Genomic DNA, 19,252 nt, shown 5'->3' with positions numbered 1-19,252 from the left:
TCCCCTTTTTAATTATCAGGCGTTCAGTGCCCGGGTAATTTTCTCGTAGAGGTCGCCAGAGAGTTTATCCAGCTCCAGCAGCTGCTCCAGTGCCTGGCGCATCATCGCCTGACGGTCTTCGTCATAACGTTTCAGGCGAATCAGCGGCTCCACCATCCGTGCCGCAACCTGCGGATTGCGGGTGTTGAGGTCGGTAAGCATCTCCACCAGGAACTTGTACCCGCTGCCATCTTTAGCATGGAACGCGGCCGGGTTAGCCGAGGCAAAGGCACCCACCAGCGAGCGAACGCGGTTCGGATTACTCATGGTGAAGGAGCGATGATTCAGAAGCTGACGCACATTGCGCATCACGTTAGCGGCCGGACTGGTCGCCTGCAGCACAAACCATTTGTCCATCACCAGACCATCCTGATGCCAGCGCTCATCGTAAGCTGCCAGCAGCGCATCACGGCACGGTAACTGTGCCGCAACAGCAGCAGAAAGCGCCGCCAGCGCATCGGTCATGTTGGTCGCCTGGTGATACTGGGTCTGCACCAGTTTATCCGCCAGCTGCGCATCACTGAAGGCGAGATAGGTCAGGCAGATATTTTTCAGGCTGCGCTGACCAATCGCGTCATGCTCCACGCGGTATTCAGGCTGCTGATTGGCGTTGTAGATCGCAAAAAACTCATCGGCCAGTTCGCGTGCCAGCGTGCGTTGCAGCGCGTCGCGCACCAGCGCAATCGCCTGCGGATCGATAGTATCAAACAGCTCGGCAATCTCATTTTCCGACGGCAGCGTCAGGATCAGCGCGGTCAACGCCGGGTCGCAGTCGGTATCCAGCAGCACCGCGCGGAAGGCATCGGCCACATGCAGCGGCAGTGACAGATGCTGACCCTGCTGATAGCGGGCGACATTCAGACGGATATAGGTCGCCAGCAGGCTCTGAGCCGCATCCCAGCGGGAGAAGTCGTTGCGTGCATGACGCATCAGGAAGGTGAGCTGAGCATCACTCCATTTGTAATCGAGCTTCACCGGGGCAGAGAATTCACGCAGCAGCGACGGCACCGGCTGGAAGTAGACGTTATCGAAAATAAAGGTCTGGAACTCCTCGGTGACATTCAGCACATGATGTACCGGATGACCATTATTCTGCAGCGGGATCACCTTGCCTTCGCCATCATAGAGTTCAATATCCAGCGGGATATGCAGCGGCAGCTTCTCTTTCTGATCGGCAGTTGCAGGCGTGTGCTGCGTGACGTGCAGCGTATACTGCTCCAGCTCCGGGTTGTAATCGTCGCGCACCGTCAGCACTGGCGTACCGGACTGGCTGTACCAGCGGCGGAACTGCGACAGGTCAACATTTGAAGCATCTTCCATTGCCTGAACAAAATCATCGCAGGTGGCGGCGCTGCCGTCGTGGCGATCAAAATAGAGCTTCATGCCCTTCTGGAAGTTCTCTTCACCCAGCAGGGTGTGCATCATACGGATCACTTCTGACCCTTTTTCATACACCGTCAGGGTATAGAAGTTGTTCATCTCGATGACCTGATCCGGACGGATCGGGTGTGCCATCGGGCTGGCATCTTCGGCGAACTGCGCACCGCGTACGATACGCACGTTATCAATGCGGTTCACCGCGCGTGAACCCAGATCAGAGCTGAACTCCTGATCGCGGAACACCGTCAGTCCCTCTTTCAGGCTGAGCTGGAACCAGTCGCGGCAGGTCACGCGGTTACCGGTCCAGTTATGGAAATATTCGTGACCGATAACCGCTTCAATGCCCAGGTAATCTTTGTCCGTCGCCGTTTCCGCTTTAGCCAGCACATATTTGGCATTGAAGACGTTAAGGCCTTTGTTCTCCATGGCACCCATGTTGAAGAAGTCCACCGCCACGATCATAAAGATGTCGAGGTCATACTCCAGACCGAAACGCTCTTCATCCCACTTCATGCTGTTTTTCAGCGAGGTCATCGCCCAGTCGGCACGGTCGAGGTTACCGCGATCGACGAAGATCTCCAGCGCCACATCACGTCCTGAACGGGTAGTGAAGCTGTCGCGCAGCACGTCGAAATCGCCCGCCACCAGCGCAAACAGGTAGCAGGGTTTCGGGAACGGATCCTGCCACTTCACCCAGCTGCGACCCTGCTCATCCCGGCCGCTGTCAATGCGGTTACCGTTGGAGAGCAGGAATGGATAGCGTTCACCATCGGCATAAATGGTGGTGGTAAAGCGCGCCAGCACGTCGGGGCGATCGAGATACCAGGTAATATGACGGAAGCCTTCAGCCTCACATTGGGTGCAGAGCGCCTCGCCCGATTTGTACAGCCCTTCCAGCGCGGTGTTCTGCTCCGGATGAATATCATTAATAATTTTCAGAGTGAAGCTTTCCGGCAGCTGGCTGATGACCAGTGCGCCCTCTTCTTCACGGAAGGCCGTCCAGGCTTGCCCGTCGACCTCCAGCGCAATCAGCGTTAACGCTTCGCCGTCCAGTCGCAGCTCAGCCTGGCTCTCGCCCAGTCGTTTAACCTGGCTGATGGCCGTTACGCGGGTGGTGGACGCATCCAGTTCAAAAGTTAAATCGATATCAGTGATGGTGTACTCAGGCGCACGGTAGTCGTGGCGATACTTGATTTGGGGCTGTTGCGTCATATTGCGTCTCGCGTTGTTATAAGTTTACCGGCAAAGTCTAAGCTTGTTACTACAAGCTTGCCACGCACAATGCACCTAAAGGGTGAAATGGCTACACTTTGTTAACAATGGCACAGATTGGCCTCGACCCGCCCGACTGAAATATGCTGTGATCGGCTTCAGATAGTGAATTATACTTTTGCGTCTTTATGACTATGTACAACACCGGGCTCTGCGCCACCGAACAGGATGCTGAAACGCGCCATGACAGGACATGCTTCCCCGATACTGACCTCGCTGCTGGATACGGACGCCTATAAGCTCCATATGCAGCAGGCCGTTTTCCACCGCTATCATGACATAACGGTGGCGGCGGAGTTTCGCTGCCGCGGCGACGAACTGCTGGGTCTCTACGCTGACGAAATTCGTGACGCGATAACCGCAATGCAACACCTGGCGCTGACTGATGATGAAGCGACCTGGTTGTCTCACCTTCCCTTCTTCCGGCAGGATTACCTCAGTTGGTTACGCCAGTTCCGCTATAACCCGGATCAGGTTGAGGTGCGCAATCATCATGGCAAGCTGGAACTCCGTATTCAGGGGCCGTGGCGAGAAGTGATCATGTGGGAGGTGCCGCTGCTGGCGCTGATCAGTGAGATTGTGCATCGTCATCGCACGCCGCAGGTCACTACTCAGCAGGCACTTGACCACTTACATCAGAAACTCGGCGACTTTAAAGGCCAGGTTGCTGACCTTGATATGTCACGCTTCCGCCTGATGGATTTCGGCACCCGTCGTCGCTATTCGCAGGATGTGCAGCAGTCGATCGTCTCAACGCTGAAACAGGATTTTCCGTGGCTGATTGGCACCAGTAATTATGATCTGGCGCGCCGTCTGTCACTGACGCCGGTGGGAACACAGGCGCACGAGTGGTTCCAGGCCTTCCAGCAGATCAGTCCGGTACTGGCCAACAGCCAGCGCGCGGCGCTGCAGGCGTGGCTGGATGAGTATGACGATAAGCTGGGCATCGCCCTGACCGATTGCATCGCCATGGACGCCTTTCTGCGCGATTTCGGTCCGGTGTTTGCCCGCCGCTACCAGGGACTGCGCCACGACTCCGGCGATCCGGTCGAATGGGGCGAGAAAGCGCTCGCCCACTACCAGAAGCTGGGTATCGATCCGCAAAGCAAACACCTGGTCTTTTCTGACAACCTGAATCTCGACAAAGCGCTGGCGCTGTACCGCCACTTTGGCCAGCGGACTAACGTCGTGTTCGGCATCGGTACCCGCCTCACCTGCGATATTCCGGGCGTGACGCCACTTAACATCGTTATCAAACTGGTGCAGTGCAATGGCAAGCCGGTGGCGAAACTCTCAGACAGCCCGGGCAAAACTATCTGCCAGGATAAAGCCTTTGTCAGAGCCCTGCGTAAAGCTTTTGATCTGCCGCTGGTGAAAAAAGCGAGTTAATCCTCTTCTTATCGGGGCGTTGATACGCCCCGCCTCTGCTGTAATAAATCTGCTTTCCCCCTGAATTTTGCTTGTTTCCTGAAGACTCGCAAGTAACATAGCAAAACCCCGGATGGGGCAACTTTTTTACTCACTTCTTCTATATAGAGAGATATTTATGAGCGTAGTGCCTGTAGCGGACGTACTGCACGGTCGCGTCGCGGTTGACAGTGAAGTCACCGTACGTGGTTGGGTGCGTACCCGAAGAGATTCCAAAGCCGGTCTTTCCTTCATCGCTGTCTATGACGGCTCCTGCTTTAATCCCGTTCAGGCTGTCGTCAATAATTCTCTGAATAATTATCAGGATGAAGTGCTGCGTCTGACCACGGGCTGTTCCGTTATCGTCACCGGTAAAGTGGTGGCCTCGCCGGGTCAGGGCCAGGCGTTTGAGATTCAGGCGACCCACCTTGAAGTCGTGGGCTGGGTGGAAGATCCCGACAGCTACCCGATGGCGGCGAAACGCCACAGTATCGAGTATCTGCGCGAAGTGGCTCACCTGCGTCCGCGCACCAACCTGATTGGCGCGGTCGCCCGCGTTCGCCACACCCTGGCGCAGGCGCTGCATCGCTTCTTCCATGAAAATGGCTATTTCTGGGTCTCGACGCCGCTGATTACCGCCTCCGATACCGAAGGTGCCGGCGAAATGTTTCGAGTCTCTACGCTGGATATGGAAAATCTGCCGCGTAACGATCAGGGCAAAGTTGACTTCAGCGAAGATTTCTTTGGTAAAGAGGCGTTCCTGACCGTTTCAGGTCAGCTGAATGGCGAAACCTATGCCAGCGCCCTGTCGAAGATCTACACCTTCGGTCCGACGTTCCGCGCAGAGAACTCCAACACCAGCCGCCATCTGGCGGAATTCTGGATGCTGGAGCCGGAAATCGCTTTTGCCTCACTGGATGATGCCGCTGCACTGGCCGAATCAATGCTGAAGTATGTCTTCAACGCGGTGCTGGAAGAGCGTGCCGATGACATGGCCTTCTTTGCTGAGCGGGTAGATAAAGAGGCGGTTGAGCGTCTGCAGCGTTTCATCACCACCGATTTCGCGCAGGTGGATTACACCGATGCGGTTGAGATCCTGATGAACTGCGGTCAGACCTTCGAAAACCCGGTCTCATGGGGTATTGACCTCTCCTCTGAACATGAGCGTTACCTGGCCGAGAAACACTTTAAAGCGCCGGTGGTGGTGAAAAACTATCCGAAAGACATTAAAGCGTTCTATATGCGCCTGAATGACGATGGCAAAACCGTGGCGGCGATGGATGTTCTGGCGCCAGGCATTGGTGAGATCATTGGCGGTTCACAGCGTGAAGAACGTCTGGATGTCCTGGATGCGCGTCTGGAAGAGATGGGTCTGAATAAAGAAGATTACTGGTGGTATCGTGACCTGCGTCGCTACGGTACCGTGCCACATTCTGGCTTTGGATTAGGCTTTGAACGTTTAATCGCCTATGTCACCGGCGTACAAAATGTCAGGGACGTAATCCCCTTCCCGCGCACCCCACGCAACGCGAGTTTCTGATATTCGGCATTAAATATAAGAAATTCATATATATAACGAGGTCGGCACTGCCGGCCTTTTTTTATTTTTGTAAATTTTGAGTTCTCTCACAAAGTTCCGTGTTTTTTACATTTTGTAATACATATTTTCTTACTGAAACAAGATTACGAGTTTAGTAGCATTTAAGCGCTAGAATTACGGCGGGTGGGATGGAAAGATGCGTGCAGACACAGGAAGACACCAAACTTCGTTCAGGGTTCTGTAAAGATTTCCTGACGGCAGTGGCAGGTGTACAAATAACTCCAATGAGGGTAATGAATAATGATGAAGCGCAATATTCTTGCAGTGGTTATCCCTGCTCTGTTAGCCGCCGGCGCAGCAAATGCTGCAGAAATCTATAACAAAGACGGCAACAAACTGGACCTGTACGGTAAAGCTGTTGGCCTGCATTACTTCTCTGATAACGATGCACCAGATAACGACGGCAATAACGGCGACAAATCTTACGTTCGTTTTGGCTTCAAGGGCGAAACTCAGATCAACGACCAACTGACCGGTTACGGCCAGTGGGAATACAACATCCAGGCGAACAACTCTGAGGGTTCTGACGCACAAGCTGACAATAAAACCCGTCTGGGCTTTGCCGGTCTGAAATTTGGTGATGCAGGCTCAATCGACTACGGCCGTAACTACGGCGTGGTTTATGATGCAATCGGCTGGACCGATATGCTGCCAGAGTTCGGTGGTGATTCAGGATATTCAGATAACTTCATGAACGGTCGTAGCACCGGCCTGCTGACCTACCGCAACACCAACTTCTTTGGTCTGGTAGATGGCTGGGACTTCGCAGTTCAGTATCAGGGTAAAAACGAGCGTACCGACACTCGTCGTGCTAACGGCGACGGCTGGGGTGCATCAACCACCTATACCTCACCAATCGGTGTTGGTGTTGTTGGCGCATACAGCAGCAGCGATCGTACCAACTCTCAGGCAGACGGCACTACCGATATCAACGGTAACGTTGTTGGTCAGGGCAAACGCGCTGAAAACTGGGCAACTGCTCTGAAATATGATGCAAACAACGTTTACCTGGCAGCAATGTACGGTGAAACCCGTAACTCTACGCCAATCTCTGTTGTAACTGGACTGAATAACACTACCAGCGCTGCCTCTGCTAACAAAGCACAGAACATTGAGCTGGTAGCACAGTATCAGTTCGACTTCGGCCTGCGCCCATCCATTGCTTATGTTCAGTCTAAAGGCAAGGATATCGAAGGTGTGGGCGATGCTGACCTGATCAAATACATTGATATTGGCGCGACTTACTATTTCAACAAAAACATGTCTACCTATGTGGACTATCAGATCAACCAGCTGGATGACAACAACCGTCTGAATCTGAACACTGATGACACTGTAGCAGTTGGCCTGGTTTACCAGTTCTAATCCTGCTTCGAACATGTTGAAAAACGGGGCATTAGCCCCGTTTTTTTATGGCTGCTATTCCAAACAGGTACGTTTTTCCCCGCGCCGTTACCCCGCTTTAATCACTGCCTTTCCCCGTCGCGCAATCCACACTGCAAAATGTATGAATTTGTCTCGCAAACGGTTGGCATTTGTCTGGCCGGACGCTAACCTGAGAGCTCTTTTCGCTAAAGTTCACGCTAATGGACCTGACACATGTTTGAATCGATCTCTGCTGCACCCGCCGATCCTATTCTTGGGCTGGCCGATCTGTTTCGTGCTGACGACCGCCCGGAAAAAATCAATCTGGGTATCGGCGTCTATAAAGACGAAACCGGCAAGACCCCGGTGCTGACCAGTGTTAAAAAAGCTGAGCAATATCTGCTGGAAAATGAAACCACCAAAAACTATCTCAGCATTGATGGCCTGGCTGATTTCGCCCGCTGCACGCAGGCCCTGCTGTTTGGCAACCAGAGCCCGCTAATCACCGCTGGCCGCGCTCGCACGGCTCAGACACCGGGTGGTACCGGTGCGCTACGCGTTGCAGCCGATTTCCTCGCCACGCAAACTTCGGTGAAGCGGGTCTGGATCAGCAATCCGAGCTGGCCGAATCACAACAACGTGTTCAATGCTGCCGGTCTTGAAGTCTGTGAATACCACTATTATGACGCTGCAAACCATACGCTCGATTTCGATGGTATGCTGGCGTCACTTAAACAGGTTCAGCCAGGCGACGTGGTGCTGTTCCACGGCTGCTGCCATAACCCGACCGGTATCGACCCCACCGCCGAGCAGTGGCAACAGCTGGCGCAGCTGTCACAGGCCAATGGCTGGCTGCCGTTGTTCGACTTCGCTTACCAGGGTTTTGCCCGTGGTCTGGAGGAAGATGCAGAAGGCCTGCGTATTTTTGCCGCCTCGCATCAGGAACTTATCGTCGCCAGCTCTTACTCCAAGAATTTTGGCCTGTATAACGAGCGTGTCGGTGCCATCACGCTGGTTGCCGCCGAAACGAGCGTGGCAGATACCGCGTTCAGTCAGGTGAAGTACACCATTCGCGCCAACTACTCCAATCCGCCGGCACATGGCGCCGCCATCGTCGCCACCATTCTGGGCAACGATACTCTGCGTACCATCTGGGAGCAGGAGTTGTCGGACATGCGTCAGCGCATTCAGCGCATGCGCCAGCTCTTCGTAAACACCCTGGCAGAGAAAGGCGCACAGCGCGACTTCAGCTTTATTATTAAGCAGAACGGCATGTTCTCGTTTAGTGGCTTAACTAAAGAGCAGGTCATTCGCCTGCGTGAAGAGTTTGGTGTCTACGCGGTGAACTCAGGTCGGGTGAATGTGGCGGGCATGACGCCAGACAATATGTCGGCGCTGTGCGAAGCCATTGTCGCCGTGCTGTAAGCAGGATGACCGAATTGAAAAATGGGCCTGCTGGCCCATTTTTATTGCAGAAAAGGATTACTGATGCGTTCATGCCCCAGCGTGGAAATCGGGCCGTGACCGGGCAGAAAAGTGACATCATCGCCCAGCGGCAGCAGTTTCGTGCGGATAGCCTCGATTAACTGCTGATGATCGCCCTGTGGGAAGTCTGTGCGTCCCACACCACCATTAAAAATCACATCGCCTGAGATCAATAACCGTCCCGGACGATCAAAAAACACCACGTGGCCAGGCGAATGGCCTGAACAATGCAGGACTTCCAGCGTGGTCAGCCCTACCTGTACGCTCTCCCCCTCTTCCAGCCAGCGATCGGGGGTAAAAGGCGCGCACTCATCAAGTCCGAACATCCGGCTCTGGGTAGGCAGCGCCTCCAGCCAGAATGCATCACGCTTTTGTGGTCCGACAATCGGAATCTGCCAGAAGGCAGCCAGCTCAACGGCGGCCCCGACGTGATCAAGGTGTCCATGAGTCAGCAGAATCCGGGAAGGTTTAAGTCTGAGCTGTTCCAGCGTCTCTTTGATCAGATCGGCATCGCCGCCTGGATCGACCAGCGCGGCTTCACGAGTGGACTCGCACCAGATAACTGAACAGTTCTGGGCAAACGCGGTAACAGGAATAATGTGGTAATTCATAACGCTCCATGACCGGCTCACGCAGCGTTGCCGGTGTCATTACCAGTGCCTGATCGGCCCGGTATCAATATGTACAAAGTTACTGCGGGGATAATATCCTACACCACCCGCACGCAGAGATAACGCCGCTTTGCGTACATTGGCCAGAGAAACCCCTTCGATATGAAAATCCATTGCCTGGCCTTTGGTGTGATAGCTGTGCTTTGCCACCCCAGGACCGCTCTCACGTAACATGTTGTTGGTTGCCAGTGAACGGTAGCCCGAAACCAGCTGTATCGGTTTACGCATTCCCAGCAGCGCCTGCAGGCGGAAGATTTGATCAAACAGGTGTGGATCGATGCTTTTCACTTTATTGGCGCGATAGTCCCGGAAAAAGTGATTTAATCGTGACAACTCATCCTTGTCGTAACTCTTACCATTAAAAAACTCAGTTTTAAGGGTTTCACCGGTGTGAAGATTATTAAGCATTAATACACGCGGGCGAGAGGTAGAAAGCGAGGCCCTTGCAGAAGCGGGTAATAATGCCAGACCGGCGGCGGCGCTACCGCACAGCAGTAGTTTGCGACGAAAAGAATCAATAGTAGACATGTAACGATTTACCTGAGAGTGAAGCCATAGAAATGTGCAAAAAGCGCACAGCCCGAACCATAACTTTCTCTCAGTGGAGCGTCAACCCATCTGCAATCTCTTTGCGTGACGATCCCGCCAGGGATCGTCATTTGATAAGATTTATGTGAGTAACCTGCGCGCCGCTAACGATTTAAAATCAATCACTAGAGCAGCAGTTGCTCAGCCCGACTCAGTGCCTGACTGCCCGAACGGGCGGTGTCATCATAATTGTAAATATCTGTGCGGAACTGCGGTTTGCCATCATCAGCGACCCACGCCGTCAGATAATAGAGATTGACCGGGATGCGATGGCGGATGGGCACGTAGCGGGTGTCACCCTCTTTTAACGTGCTGGAGATGCGGGCATCGTTCCAGCCAGCATCCTGCAATAATAAACCTGCCAGTTCAGACGCTTTATTTACCCGGACGCAGCCTGAGCTGAGCGCGCGGATATCACGCTGGAACAGGTTGTGGTTCGGCGTGTCGTGCAGATAGATCGCATCTGAGCTGGGCATATTAAATTTATAGCGGCCCAGCGCATTCGCCACACCCGGTGCCTGAATCAACCGATAGGGGAACGATGAAGCGGTAACCATGCGCCAATCGATCATGCTGGGATCGATCACTTCAGCATCAGCGCTCCAGCCCGACAACAGGGTATAACCGTGCTTATAGAGATAGGTCGGATCCTGCTTCACTTTCGGAATGATATCTTTGCGCATCAGCGTGGTTGGCACATTCCACGGCGGGTTCAGCACCACATTATTGAGCGCGCTGCGCATCAACGGCGTTTTGCGATCGGGACGCCCGACGATGACCCGTGATGAGAGGATCTTGTTGCCGTTGTTGTAATAAATCAGCGAGTAGTTGGCGATGTTCACCATAATGCCGTTGTGCATATCGTCCGGCAGCAGGCGCAGTCGCTGAATGTTCAGCGCCAGCAATGAAGCACGCATCTGCGGAGAGACGTTAAGCCACTGCCGCGTTCTGGCACCGATAGCACCGTCGCCATCCAGTCCCTGCCACTGCTGGAAACGCTTCACACCCGCCACCAGCGTCTCGTCATAGACATTGGCGGTATTCCCTTCCAGCGTCTGACTCTGAACGTTACCCGGCGATTGCAGTGAAGGCGCAGACAGATCGGTGACTGGCGCGGCGGAAGGGCTGACCGCAACCGGCTGGTCGCTGTGGGTCACTGGTGAGGCGGCCACCGGCACCGCATCGTCATCCGGTGCCGGCGCATTAACCTGCGACGTTAACATGCCGCTGCGCTGCAGGATTTCACGCAGCGCCGGAACATCGTCACTGACCTGTCCCGGACGCAGTGTTTCACTGCTTTTCAACTGCGGCCAGGGCTGCTTATCGCCTAGCAGGGTTTTCAGCGCGGCGTGCATCGGCTGATACTGCGGGTGCTGCGGCTGCAGTGACGCAATAAACGTGTTGCCTGAACCTGCATTGACCGCGTTCTGCCACTGATTCACGACCGCCACCGACGGCTGCGTCAGCCGGTAGGGAACATTGCTGTAAAGCCAGGTTTCACCCTGCGTCGGCACATTCGAAACAAATTGCAGATAGCCCAGCATCGCATCGGACAGCGCGACATCCCGGGCAAAGCCGGTTATCGCCGGGTTAGTCAGACGCTCAATCCAGCGCGTGAACTGTGGCTGAACGCCGGAAAGCGCCACTTCAGCCAGCTGCTGCTGAAATTTTTGCACCGCCTGGGGATCCTGCCAGAGCGGTTGCATATGGCGGGATGCATAGAGCGTCGCCAGCGGTGCCAGATAAAACGGCTGATCGGCGCTGGAAAACGCCTGCCGGATGCGTTGCTGACTTTCGGAAACGGAGATAGCCGCCTGCGTTGTCCCGGGCAAAGCGGCGATGACAGCGGCCTGCGGTAGCGTAAATGGAACAACCGTTAGCGCCAGCGCTAACAATGATAGAACGCGATGATGATTTAATTTTTTTACCAGCAACATCCCTGCCCCCTTGTTTTTCAACTTCGCAGTGTTCCCTGTATCCACTGCGACCGCGCTGTGACTCATCATGTGAGTATACAAACAAAAACGGCATTTGCCTCATGCGACAAATGCCGTAACCAGATTAACGAATGGTTCAGTTTTTGACTACGTTTCCGCCTGCGAATTTTCAGCGGTTAAATCGGGCAGCGCATCTGCGTCGCTTCCCGCACGCACCGGCGAAGGATCGGCAGCAAAACCACGCAGACCGACCACATGCACATGCTCGGTGTTATTAAACACCTTACGCACCAGTTTGTAGGTCGTGCCTTTTTCCGGACTGATATTCTCCGGTGCTGCAATCACCAGCTGCATCTCCAGTCGCTCACACAGTTCAAACAGCGTGGCGATGGAGCGGGCATCCAGACGGGCCGCTTCATCAAGGAACAGCAGTCGGCATGGCGAAATATCTTTGCCGCGCAGACGGCGGGACTCTTCTTCCCAGCTCTGCACCACCATCACCAGAATGGACATACCGGTACCGATCGCTTCACCGGTTGAGAGCGCCCCGCTCTCTGCGCGCAGCCAGCCATCGGAACCGCGGTTGACTTCCACTTCCATCTCCAGATAGTTGCGGTAGTCCAGCAGCTCCTCACCGATGGTCTGCGGCGTACGCTGCCCCATATCAATGTGCGGATTAAGACGCTGATAGAGCTTCGCCAGCGCCTCCGAGAAGGTCAGCCGATTGCTGTTAAAGAGATCCTGATGCTGCTCGTGCTCTTCCGACAGCGTATCCAGCAGCATGGCGTGGGTTTCACGCACGTTCACGTTGAGCCGCACGCTGCGTACCTGACCAAAGCTGACGGTCTGCAGACCCTGGTTTAGCTGGCGGATGCGGTTCTGTTCACGCTGGATCGTTTTACGGATGATGTTGGCCGCACTGCGCGAACTGATTGCCAGCATCTGCTCACGCGCCGTAAGCTCTTCCGTCAGACGGTTCAGTTCGATTTCCATCTGCTCAATCGCTTCGACCGGATCGTCTGTACGAATAATATCCTGACGAATACGCTCGCGCAGATGCTGATAAACCGCAATAAAGAACTGAATTTTACGTTCCGGACGTTTTGGATCTTCCGACAGTCGCAGCACGTCGCGCAGATGTTCGTTGTCTGCTACCGCCAGACGCAGCGCACCCAGCGCTTTATCCGACATAGAGCGCAGCTCATCGCCGCTCAGGTAGGCCAGTTCACGACGATGCAGACGACGCTCAACGCCATTCTCTTTCACCAGACGCAGTACGGTACACCAGCCCGCTTTGGCGCTGACCACCTGTTCGCGTACCTGATGATACTGACGCTCCAGCTGACGCAGTCGCTTCTGCAGGTTATCCATTTCCGCTTCGCAGAAGGTGAGCTGTTTCTCCAGCTGATTGCGGCGGGCGCGGTTGTGGCTCAGTGCCGTGTAGAGTTCGTCACGGCGAACACGCGCGCGTTCTTCCGCGCTGCTGTCAGCCTGGACGCCAATATCCTGCATCTCCTGCTGCAGCTCTTTCAGCATGTCGCGTTTGGCGTCATAGGCGCTTTTCAGCGAGGCCAGCACTTGGGAGTATTGCGTCAGCTGCGCCTGATGTTCACGCAGGCGATCACGACTGCGGCTGCGTTCGCCCTCAGCCTGCTCCAGACGCTGACGCAGCTTATCGCTGAGGTCGTTGTTGCCATTGAGCATGCTGGCCGAGTCGTCGTAGCTGAAGTGGGCGCGACGCTGCACCACCTCTGTCAGGGCAAAGGCCTGCTGACGGGCGTTGCGCTGCTGCTGCTGCGCCTGCTGATAATCCGCCTGTAACTGCTCATGCTGTTCCGGATCGCTCTGCAACACGGCGATAATCGGTTCCAGTTTCGCCAGCTTAGCGCCATGCTGATGCAGGAAGCGCGCCGCTTCCTGTGCGGCATCGACCTGCTCGCGGATCTCTTCACAGCGATCGCCCAGCGTGTCGTCCAGCAGCAGATTGACGCGTGGCAGCAGCCGGTTTAACTGTGACACGCCCTCTTTGGCCAGCTCATACTGCTGACGCTGCTGCTGATTGTTGCTCTCATGCTGATTCAGCGCCCGCTCCAGCTCACCCCGGCGCGCGCCGAGCTGACGGATCTGCGCTTCCGGATCGGCGTCAAAGGCGACGGCCAGATGACTGCCGATAAAGCGGCTGAATGACTGATGCAGACGCTGCGTTTTCTGCACGTCGAACGACAGCGTGGCGTAGCGTTCGGCCAGCTTATCGCGCTCAAGGTGAAGCAGCTCCAGCTGATTCTCACGCGCCGCGCGGCCAAACAGCGGTATTTTCGGGAAGCGGGAGTAGCGCCACTGACGCTCCGCCACCTTCACCACCACTGCATTCTGCAGTTCATCGACGCTGAAGACGCTGTCATCGAACGACTGCGGATCACCCTCGATCAGGTAGAGATCTTCCGGACACTCTTCCAGACCATCCAGCAACTCACGAACGCGGGAGAGATCCGGCACCACAATCGCATGACGCGACGGACCGTAGAGCGCCGAGAAGTACGGCGCATCATCCAGCGTCACATCATCGTAAATCTCTGACAGCAACACGCCGCCAAACCGTTCTGCCAGCTGGGTCAGGCGCGCATCTTCCGCACCGCCCGGCTGGCTAAGACGTTCAATCTGCCGCTCGATATCACGTTTTTGAGCGGCCACTTCGTCGCGCTCGACAGTGGTTTCACGCTCACGCTCCAGCAGCTGCTGCATATATTCGGTCACGTCCTGGCTGCTGTTCAGCGCCTGGCCGGTCTGCTCGCTAAGCTGGGTCAGGATCTCCTGCGCCGCCAGCCAGTGTGGCGCACGGGCGGTCAGGCTGGTGATGCGTTCACGCAGCTGCTCCAGCTCCTGGCGCATCATCATGCGCTGCTCACCGGCGTCGGAAACGCTGCTGTTCAGCTGTTCAATCTGTGCTTCAAGCTCCTGCTGCAGGCCTGCCAGCGCATCCGCTTCATAATGCTGCCCCTGACGCTTGCAGAATTCCGCCAGCAGACGCTCCGCCTCATGCTGTTCGCGCAGACGCTGTTCCAGCTCATTGAGACGCAGACGCAGCGAAGAGAGCTGCTCGGCGTGATGACGCTGGTTGCTGGCATCACGCAGCAGTTCGCGGCCGGTTTGCCAGGCATCCTGACGGGTCACGTCACCGGCAATGCTGGTCACCAGCGCCAGCGCCTGTTCAAACTGACTGTGCGCCGCTTCCGCTACGCTCAGCTTCTGCTCCAGGCGCAGCAACCGTTCTGTCGCCTCTTCCTCTTTGGCCTGGAAGCTTTCCTGCCATTCAGCCGCATTTTCAATGCTCAGATCGGGCAGCTGGCAGAGCGTGCGAGCGCGCTCCAGCGCCTGCAATGCCTGCTGATACTGGATAGCGCGGGTTTGCTGCACGTCGAGCGCCTGCTGGAAATCGGCCAGCTGGCTTTTCAGCTCATCCACTTCCAGCTCAGCCGCTTCGGCACGCGCTTCATTCTCTTCCTGAATTTCACGCGCTTCTGCGACCACTTCGGTCTGCTCTTCCAGCCGCAGCGTCAGATCTTCGATATCCGCATCGTAGCGCTCAATCTTCTCCTGCTGACGCATCGCCGTCTGTACCAGGTTCAGGTGATCGCTGGCAGCCTGATAATCGACTTCAAGATCGTTTTCTGCACCACTGTGCTCAGCCAGTTCGCGCGCCATCTCAACATGACGATACTGCTCGGTGGCGAGCTGCTTACGGCTGCTGAACAGCTCGCTGCGCAGCTGTAACGCGCTGTCGAGGTGTCCCCGACGCTCGTTGGCGTGGCGCATATAGTCAGCCGAAACGTAGCTGGTCGCCTCGGAGATCAGATGCTTGAAGAGATCCCGGTCAGACTGGGTAACGCGGATCGCCTCCAGCGTCATGCGGTTCTCGCGCAGCGCGGCTTCCATATCCTGGAACGCTTTGCGCACGCCACTGTTTTCTGGCAGCAGGTAATCACGCAGCGATCGGGTGATGGCGCTGGAGATACCGCCATACAGCGAGGCTTCAATCAGACGATAAAACTTGCTGCGATCGCTGGCAGAGCGCAGACGACGCGGCACCACGCCAAGATCAAACAGCATGGCGTGATAATCGGTGACTGAGTTATAGGCGCGGAACTGCACGCCTTCCTGCGCCTCAACCCGCTCTTTGACTTCGTTCAGCGGTAATACGCGTGCCTGACGGCTGTTGAGCACTTCCGTCAGCATATCGGTTGGGTTGGTGTCGGTGGGCAGGCCATGGATACTGAATGGCTTGATATCGACCTTTTTATCACGTCCGGCGACCTGTTGCAGACGGACACCGACCACGACACGCTGATGGCGTGAGTTCACGACATCGAGCATGGAGTAGCAGACGCCGGCCCGCAGTTTACCGTGCAGACCCTTGTCACGGGATCCTGAAGTCGCGCCCGCTTCGGTGGTGTTACGGAAGTGCAGCAGCGTTAAATCGGGGATCAGCGCGGTGACAAATGCCGCCATCGTGGTGGACTTACCCGCACCGTTACCGCCTGACAGCGTGGTCACTAATTCATCGAGATCAAAGGTACGGGCAAAAAAGCCGTTCCAGTTGATCAGCGTAAGCGAACGAAACTTTCCGCGCTCAATCATGCCTGTTCTTCCTCTGCGTTCTCACTCGCGTCACCTTCCTGTCCTTCACCTTCATCGGTGTCGACCGGTGCTGTCGCGTTTTCCAGTAGCATGGCTTCGCCATCACGAATCAGACGAAGCTGCGCTTCACGGGCATCATCACCGCCGCGCACGTCGGCACCAAAGCGGAACACCGATTCCGTGATGCGGAACTTGCTGCTGTCGTTGCCGAAAAACCACACCATGCCAAGGCGACGCAGGCGGCTCAGAGAGGCGCGCACTTTCTCCTGCAGTTTGGTGCGATCCAGATCCGAACCGGTTGAACGCTGATTGACCAGCTTCAGCAGGCGGTTCTCATCGGCCAGAGAGAGCAGTTCGTCGTACAACTCCTGCTGGGTGAAGATACCTTCATTGGCCAGTCGTTCCGGGCTGAGATAGAGATAGCAGAGAATCTTCCCGACCATCATGTCCAGTTCAGAGAGCACGGAACGCGGAATCAGCGTGGTTGAACGCGGACGCAGATAGAAAAAGCCTTCCGGCGCACGAATTAACTCAACGTTATAGCGGCTGTAAAACTCTTCGAGAAACGACTGGTAGTCCATCAGAAAAGCGTGATTATCCAGCTCTTCGATACCGATATGGCGTCCGGCGCGTAACTGGCTGTCCAGCGCAGGAAAAATCGGGTTGGCCAGTGCCTGTGCCAGCTTAACCGGCATCACTTGTTCAATATTTGTCGATGACATGTGCCTGCACCTTGGCTCCGTAATCATTGATGGCTTGCCATTCCACAGGCAAACCGGCTAAATCAGCTTCCGCTACGCCAAGGCGCACCGCCTGATCCACCACAATACGCGCCAGATCGAAATGGCGGGCTCGGGGATACTGGGCCAGGTAGTCGCGCATCACTGACGCGAGGTTGAGCGGTTTTTGTTGCGATTTGTAGACCTGCAGCGCTTCTTCAATCATCGCTGCCAGCTGTTCGCGGATTTCGTTGATCTCTTCGTACTCCATCTCCGGCGGCAGTTCACCCATTACTTCGTCGTTACGCAGCGTCAGCGCCTCATCACGCATGTCATACAGGCGGTCGGCGTTGGCATAGGTCAGCGCCCAGGGCGCGTCGAAGTAATTCTGCACCGATACCCGCAGGCGCTGCGCAAAGACGCGGTTTTTATCCATGTCGATGGCGGTACGAATAAATTTATGGACGTGGCGGTCATAGCCGATCCAGAGGTCAATCGCCTGCTGGCCCCAGCTGGTAATACGGTCGAGTTTGCTTTGCAGATCAAACACCAGCTTATCGACGAAGCCCAGATCGGGACTGTCCAGCGTGGCATCCTGAATGCGCAGCAGATTTTCCTGAAGTTTGTCGCCTGCGGCTTCCAGCGTATCCTGCAGTTCACGCAGCGTCCCTGAGGTTTCAGAAAGCAGCATTTCACAGCTGGAGATGGCCGCGCGCCAGTCTTTGTTCAACAGTTCGGCGATATCATTTTTAACCGCCTGCTGCTGTTCATCCATCAGACGCTGGGTCATATCGATGCTGTCGAAGATCTCCGCCACGGAATATTTCAGCGGCGCGAAAACATTGCGGTGCCAGTGAAACTCATCGCCGTTTTCCTGCGCGGCATCGGCTGCCCGCTTAAGCTCATTGGCCACAATCGACAGCTGCATCGACAGGCGCAGGGTCGAGAACTCACGCTGACGGATGTAATAGTCGGTGATGCCGATCGCCAGCGGCGTCAGGCGATAGATGGCATTGCCTTCAGTGAGTTCACTGGTAAAACGGTTGAGCAGGCGCTGTCGCACCATGTCGTTGATGGCGTTGTTGGCACGAACCAACACGGTTTCATGGGTTTGTTCGAAAGCTTTACTGACGTGACGGAAAGCATCAATCAGATCGCCTTCGCTCATTTCGCCATCCATCCGCTCACCGTTGAGGGTGGCGATAGCCAGCAAAAAGGCCAGACGTTCCACTGGCAGCGCAAGGGAAAAGTCATTTTTGCGCGCCCAGGAGACCAGTTCAGGTACCGTCTGGGAAAATTCACTCATAATTCGTCCTTCTGCCCGGGTTTACGCGCGGTCACGTGGATGTAGCGCCCTAAGCTCAAAAAGGGTTCCTGACGGCAGTAACGCCGCTCCATCTCAATAATTTCGTCGTCGCTTTTTGGCTCGCCCTTCGGCGGCTTCATGTAGTCACTGAACACCCGGATCCCGGCACGCTGCTCAATCACAAAGCCACACGCTTCCAGCCAGCGATAGACCTGCTCGGGGTCGCGCGGATAGTCAGGCGACAGCGTTCGCTTTTTGCGTTTGGTCAGGTTGGTGCGCAGATAGCCGAAGTTACCCAGCGTTAAGGTGCGCAATGTCAGGCCGTGCAGATTGTAAAACATCAGCGACATGACGCCCCCCGGACGCAGCAGATCGAACAGCGCTTTCAGCACTTTCTCCGGTTCAGCGACCCACTCAAGCACAGCGTGGAACAATACCAGATCCACCGGCTTATCCAAATGTTCACCCACCTGCTGAGCGCTAATTTGTCTGAATTGCATGTTGTGGCTCACACCCTGCGCCGCCGCATTTTCCGCGGCCCGGCGCAGCATCTCGCTGGAAAGGTCGCACAGCAGAACCTGATGGCCCTGCGCAGCAAGCCCGCTGGAGACCTGGCCGACACCGCCGCCAGCATCCAGCACCGACAGCGGGTGCGGTGACAGACCGGGCACTATCTTCTCCAGCTCATCCCAGAGGATGGCCTGGCGTATCTTCCCTTTAGTGGTGCCGTAAATATTTTGCGAAAATTTATCCGCGAGATCGTCAAAGTTACGATCCTGCATGGCATGCGCTCCGGTATGCTGCGGTGAGACTTGTGCTATTTTGTCACAGGCACCAGAAGAATGAAC

General features: G+C 55.6%; 12 protein-coding genes. 4 read left to right on the top strand and 8 right to left on the bottom strand.

Going from position 1 to position 19,252, the window contains the following annotated elements:
* Positions 1-15: 15 nt before the first annotated feature.
* A complete protein-coding gene (pepN, locus tag FOV68_RS08235; RefSeq protein ID WP_143990598.1) occupies positions 16-2,631 on the bottom strand; it encodes an aminopeptidase N in 2,616 nt (871 codons plus the stop codon).
* Positions 2,632-2,874: 243 nt separating this feature from the next.
* Between pepN and pncB the strand changes: the two genes are divergently transcribed.
* The 4 genes from pncB to FOV68_RS08215 all read left to right on the top strand — a co-directional run bounded on the left by pncB (position 2,875) and on the right by FOV68_RS08215 (position 8,488).
* Positions 2,875-4,080, top strand: coding sequence for a nicotinate phosphoribosyltransferase (gene pncB, locus FOV68_RS08230; RefSeq protein WP_039387573.1), 1,206 nt, complete (start codon positions 2,875-2,877; stop codon positions 4,078-4,080).
* Between the two features lie 157 nt (positions 4,081-4,237).
* Positions 4,238-5,638 carry an asparagine--tRNA ligase gene (gene asnS, locus FOV68_RS08225; protein ID WP_033766846.1) on the top strand — a complete coding sequence of 467 codons (1,401 nt, stop codon included), beginning with the start codon at positions 4,238-4,240 and terminating at the stop codon, positions 5,636-5,638.
* Between the two features lie 300 nt (positions 5,639-5,938).
* On the top strand, positions 5,939-7,063 hold the full coding sequence (gene ompF / locus FOV68_RS08220) for a porin OmpF (RefSeq protein WP_069026024.1): 1,125 nt from the start codon (positions 5,939-5,941) through the stop codon (positions 7,061-7,063).
* A 234-nt stretch (positions 7,064-7,297) separates the two neighbouring features.
* A complete protein-coding gene (locus tag FOV68_RS08215) occupies positions 7,298-8,488 on the top strand; it encodes an amino acid aminotransferase (protein WP_143990597.1) in 1,191 nt (396 codons plus the stop codon).
* 41 nt (positions 8,489-8,529) lie between these two features.
* On the opposite strand, the gene FOV68_RS08210 is transcribed toward FOV68_RS08215, so the two are convergent.
* From FOV68_RS08210 to cmoM, 7 genes are all read right to left on the bottom strand, one after another.
* Entirely contained in the window at positions 8,530-9,159 is a 630-nt protein-coding gene (locus FOV68_RS08210) for an MBL fold metallo-hydrolase (RefSeq protein WP_143789214.1), read from the bottom strand.
* A gap of 39 nt (positions 9,160-9,198) precedes the next feature.
* Positions 9,199-9,747, bottom strand: coding sequence for a YcbK family protein (locus tag FOV68_RS08205; RefSeq protein ID WP_010254972.1), 549 nt, complete (start codon positions 9,745-9,747; stop codon positions 9,199-9,201).
* A gap of 185 nt (positions 9,748-9,932) precedes the next feature.
* Positions 9,933-11,744, bottom strand: a complete 1,812-nt coding sequence (gene ldtD, locus FOV68_RS08200) for a L,D-transpeptidase (RefSeq protein WP_143990596.1) — start codon at positions 11,742-11,744, stop codon at positions 9,933-9,935.
* A 147-nt stretch (positions 11,745-11,891) separates the two neighbouring features.
* Positions 11,892-16,379, bottom strand: a complete 4,488-nt coding sequence (gene mukB / locus FOV68_RS08195) for a chromosome partition protein MukB (protein WP_039387595.1) — start codon at positions 16,377-16,379, stop codon at positions 11,892-11,894.
* Positions 16,376-17,101: a chromosome partition protein MukE gene (gene mukE, locus FOV68_RS08190; RefSeq protein ID WP_022625940.1), complete on the bottom strand. Its 726-nt coding sequence runs from the start codon at positions 17,099-17,101 to the stop codon at positions 16,376-16,378. Before mukE ends, mukB begins: the two co-directional genes overlap by 4 nt.
* Positions 17,082-18,404, bottom strand: a complete 1,323-nt coding sequence (gene mukF / locus FOV68_RS08185) for a chromosome partition protein MukF (protein ID WP_003849384.1) — start codon at positions 18,402-18,404, stop codon at positions 17,082-17,084. The genes mukE and mukF overlap by 20 nt, the downstream gene beginning before the upstream one ends.
* On the bottom strand, positions 18,401-19,186 hold the full coding sequence (gene cmoM / locus FOV68_RS08180; protein WP_031594104.1) for a tRNA uridine 5-oxyacetic acid(34) methyltransferase CmoM: 786 nt from the start codon (positions 19,184-19,186) through the stop codon (positions 18,401-18,403). The genes mukF and cmoM overlap by 4 nt, the downstream gene beginning before the upstream one ends.
* Positions 19,187-19,252 lie beyond the last annotated feature (66 nt).

Origin of the sequence: Pantoea sp. paga, assembly GCF_007558755.1 — a bacterium.
In the GTDB taxonomy this organism is placed as follows: domain Bacteria; phylum Pseudomonadota; class Gammaproteobacteria; order Enterobacterales; family Enterobacteriaceae; genus Pantoea; species Pantoea agglomerans.
This window is presented reverse-complemented; position numbering and strand designations above follow the sequence as displayed.

What these genes read in the sequence shown, in the direction of transcription:
- mukF (WP_003849384.1), bottom strand. Translation starts at nt 18,404, where the DNA reads ATGAGTGAATTTTCCCAGACGGTACCTGAACTGGTCTCCTGGGCGCGC.
- cmoM (WP_031594104.1), bottom strand. Translation starts at nt 19,186, where the DNA reads ATGCAGGATCGTAACTTTGACGATCTCGCGGATAAATTTTCGCAAAAT.
- mukB (WP_039387595.1), bottom strand. Translation starts at nt 16,379, where the DNA reads ATGATTGAGCGCGGAAAGTTTCGTTCGCTTACGCTGATCAACTGGAAC.
- FOV68_RS08215 (WP_143990597.1), top strand. Translation starts at nt 7,298, where the DNA reads ATGTTTGAATCGATCTCTGCTGCACCCGCCGATCCTATTCTTGGGCTG.
- pepN (WP_143990598.1), bottom strand. Translation starts at nt 2,631, where the DNA reads ATGACGCAACAGCCCCAAATCAAGTATCGCCACGACTACCGTGCGCCT.
- FOV68_RS08210 (WP_143789214.1), bottom strand. Translation starts at nt 9,159, where the DNA reads ATGAATTACCACATTATTCCTGTTACCGCGTTTGCCCAGAACTGTTCA.
- mukE (WP_022625940.1), bottom strand. Translation starts at nt 17,101, where the DNA reads ATGTCATCGACAAATATTGAACAAGTGATGCCGGTTAAGCTGGCACAG.
- pncB (WP_039387573.1), top strand. Translation starts at nt 2,875, where the DNA reads ATGACAGGACATGCTTCCCCGATACTGACCTCGCTGCTGGATACGGAC.
- ldtD (WP_143990596.1), bottom strand. Translation starts at nt 11,744, where the DNA reads ATGTTGCTGGTAAAAAAATTAAATCATCATCGCGTTCTATCATTGTTA.
- asnS (WP_033766846.1), top strand. Translation starts at nt 4,238, where the DNA reads ATGAGCGTAGTGCCTGTAGCGGACGTACTGCACGGTCGCGTCGCGGTT.
- FOV68_RS08205 (WP_010254972.1), bottom strand. Translation starts at nt 9,747, where the DNA reads ATGTCTACTATTGATTCTTTTCGTCGCAAACTACTGCTGTGCGGTAGC.
- ompF (WP_069026024.1), top strand. Translation starts at nt 5,939, where the DNA reads ATGATGAAGCGCAATATTCTTGCAGTGGTTATCCCTGCTCTGTTAGCC.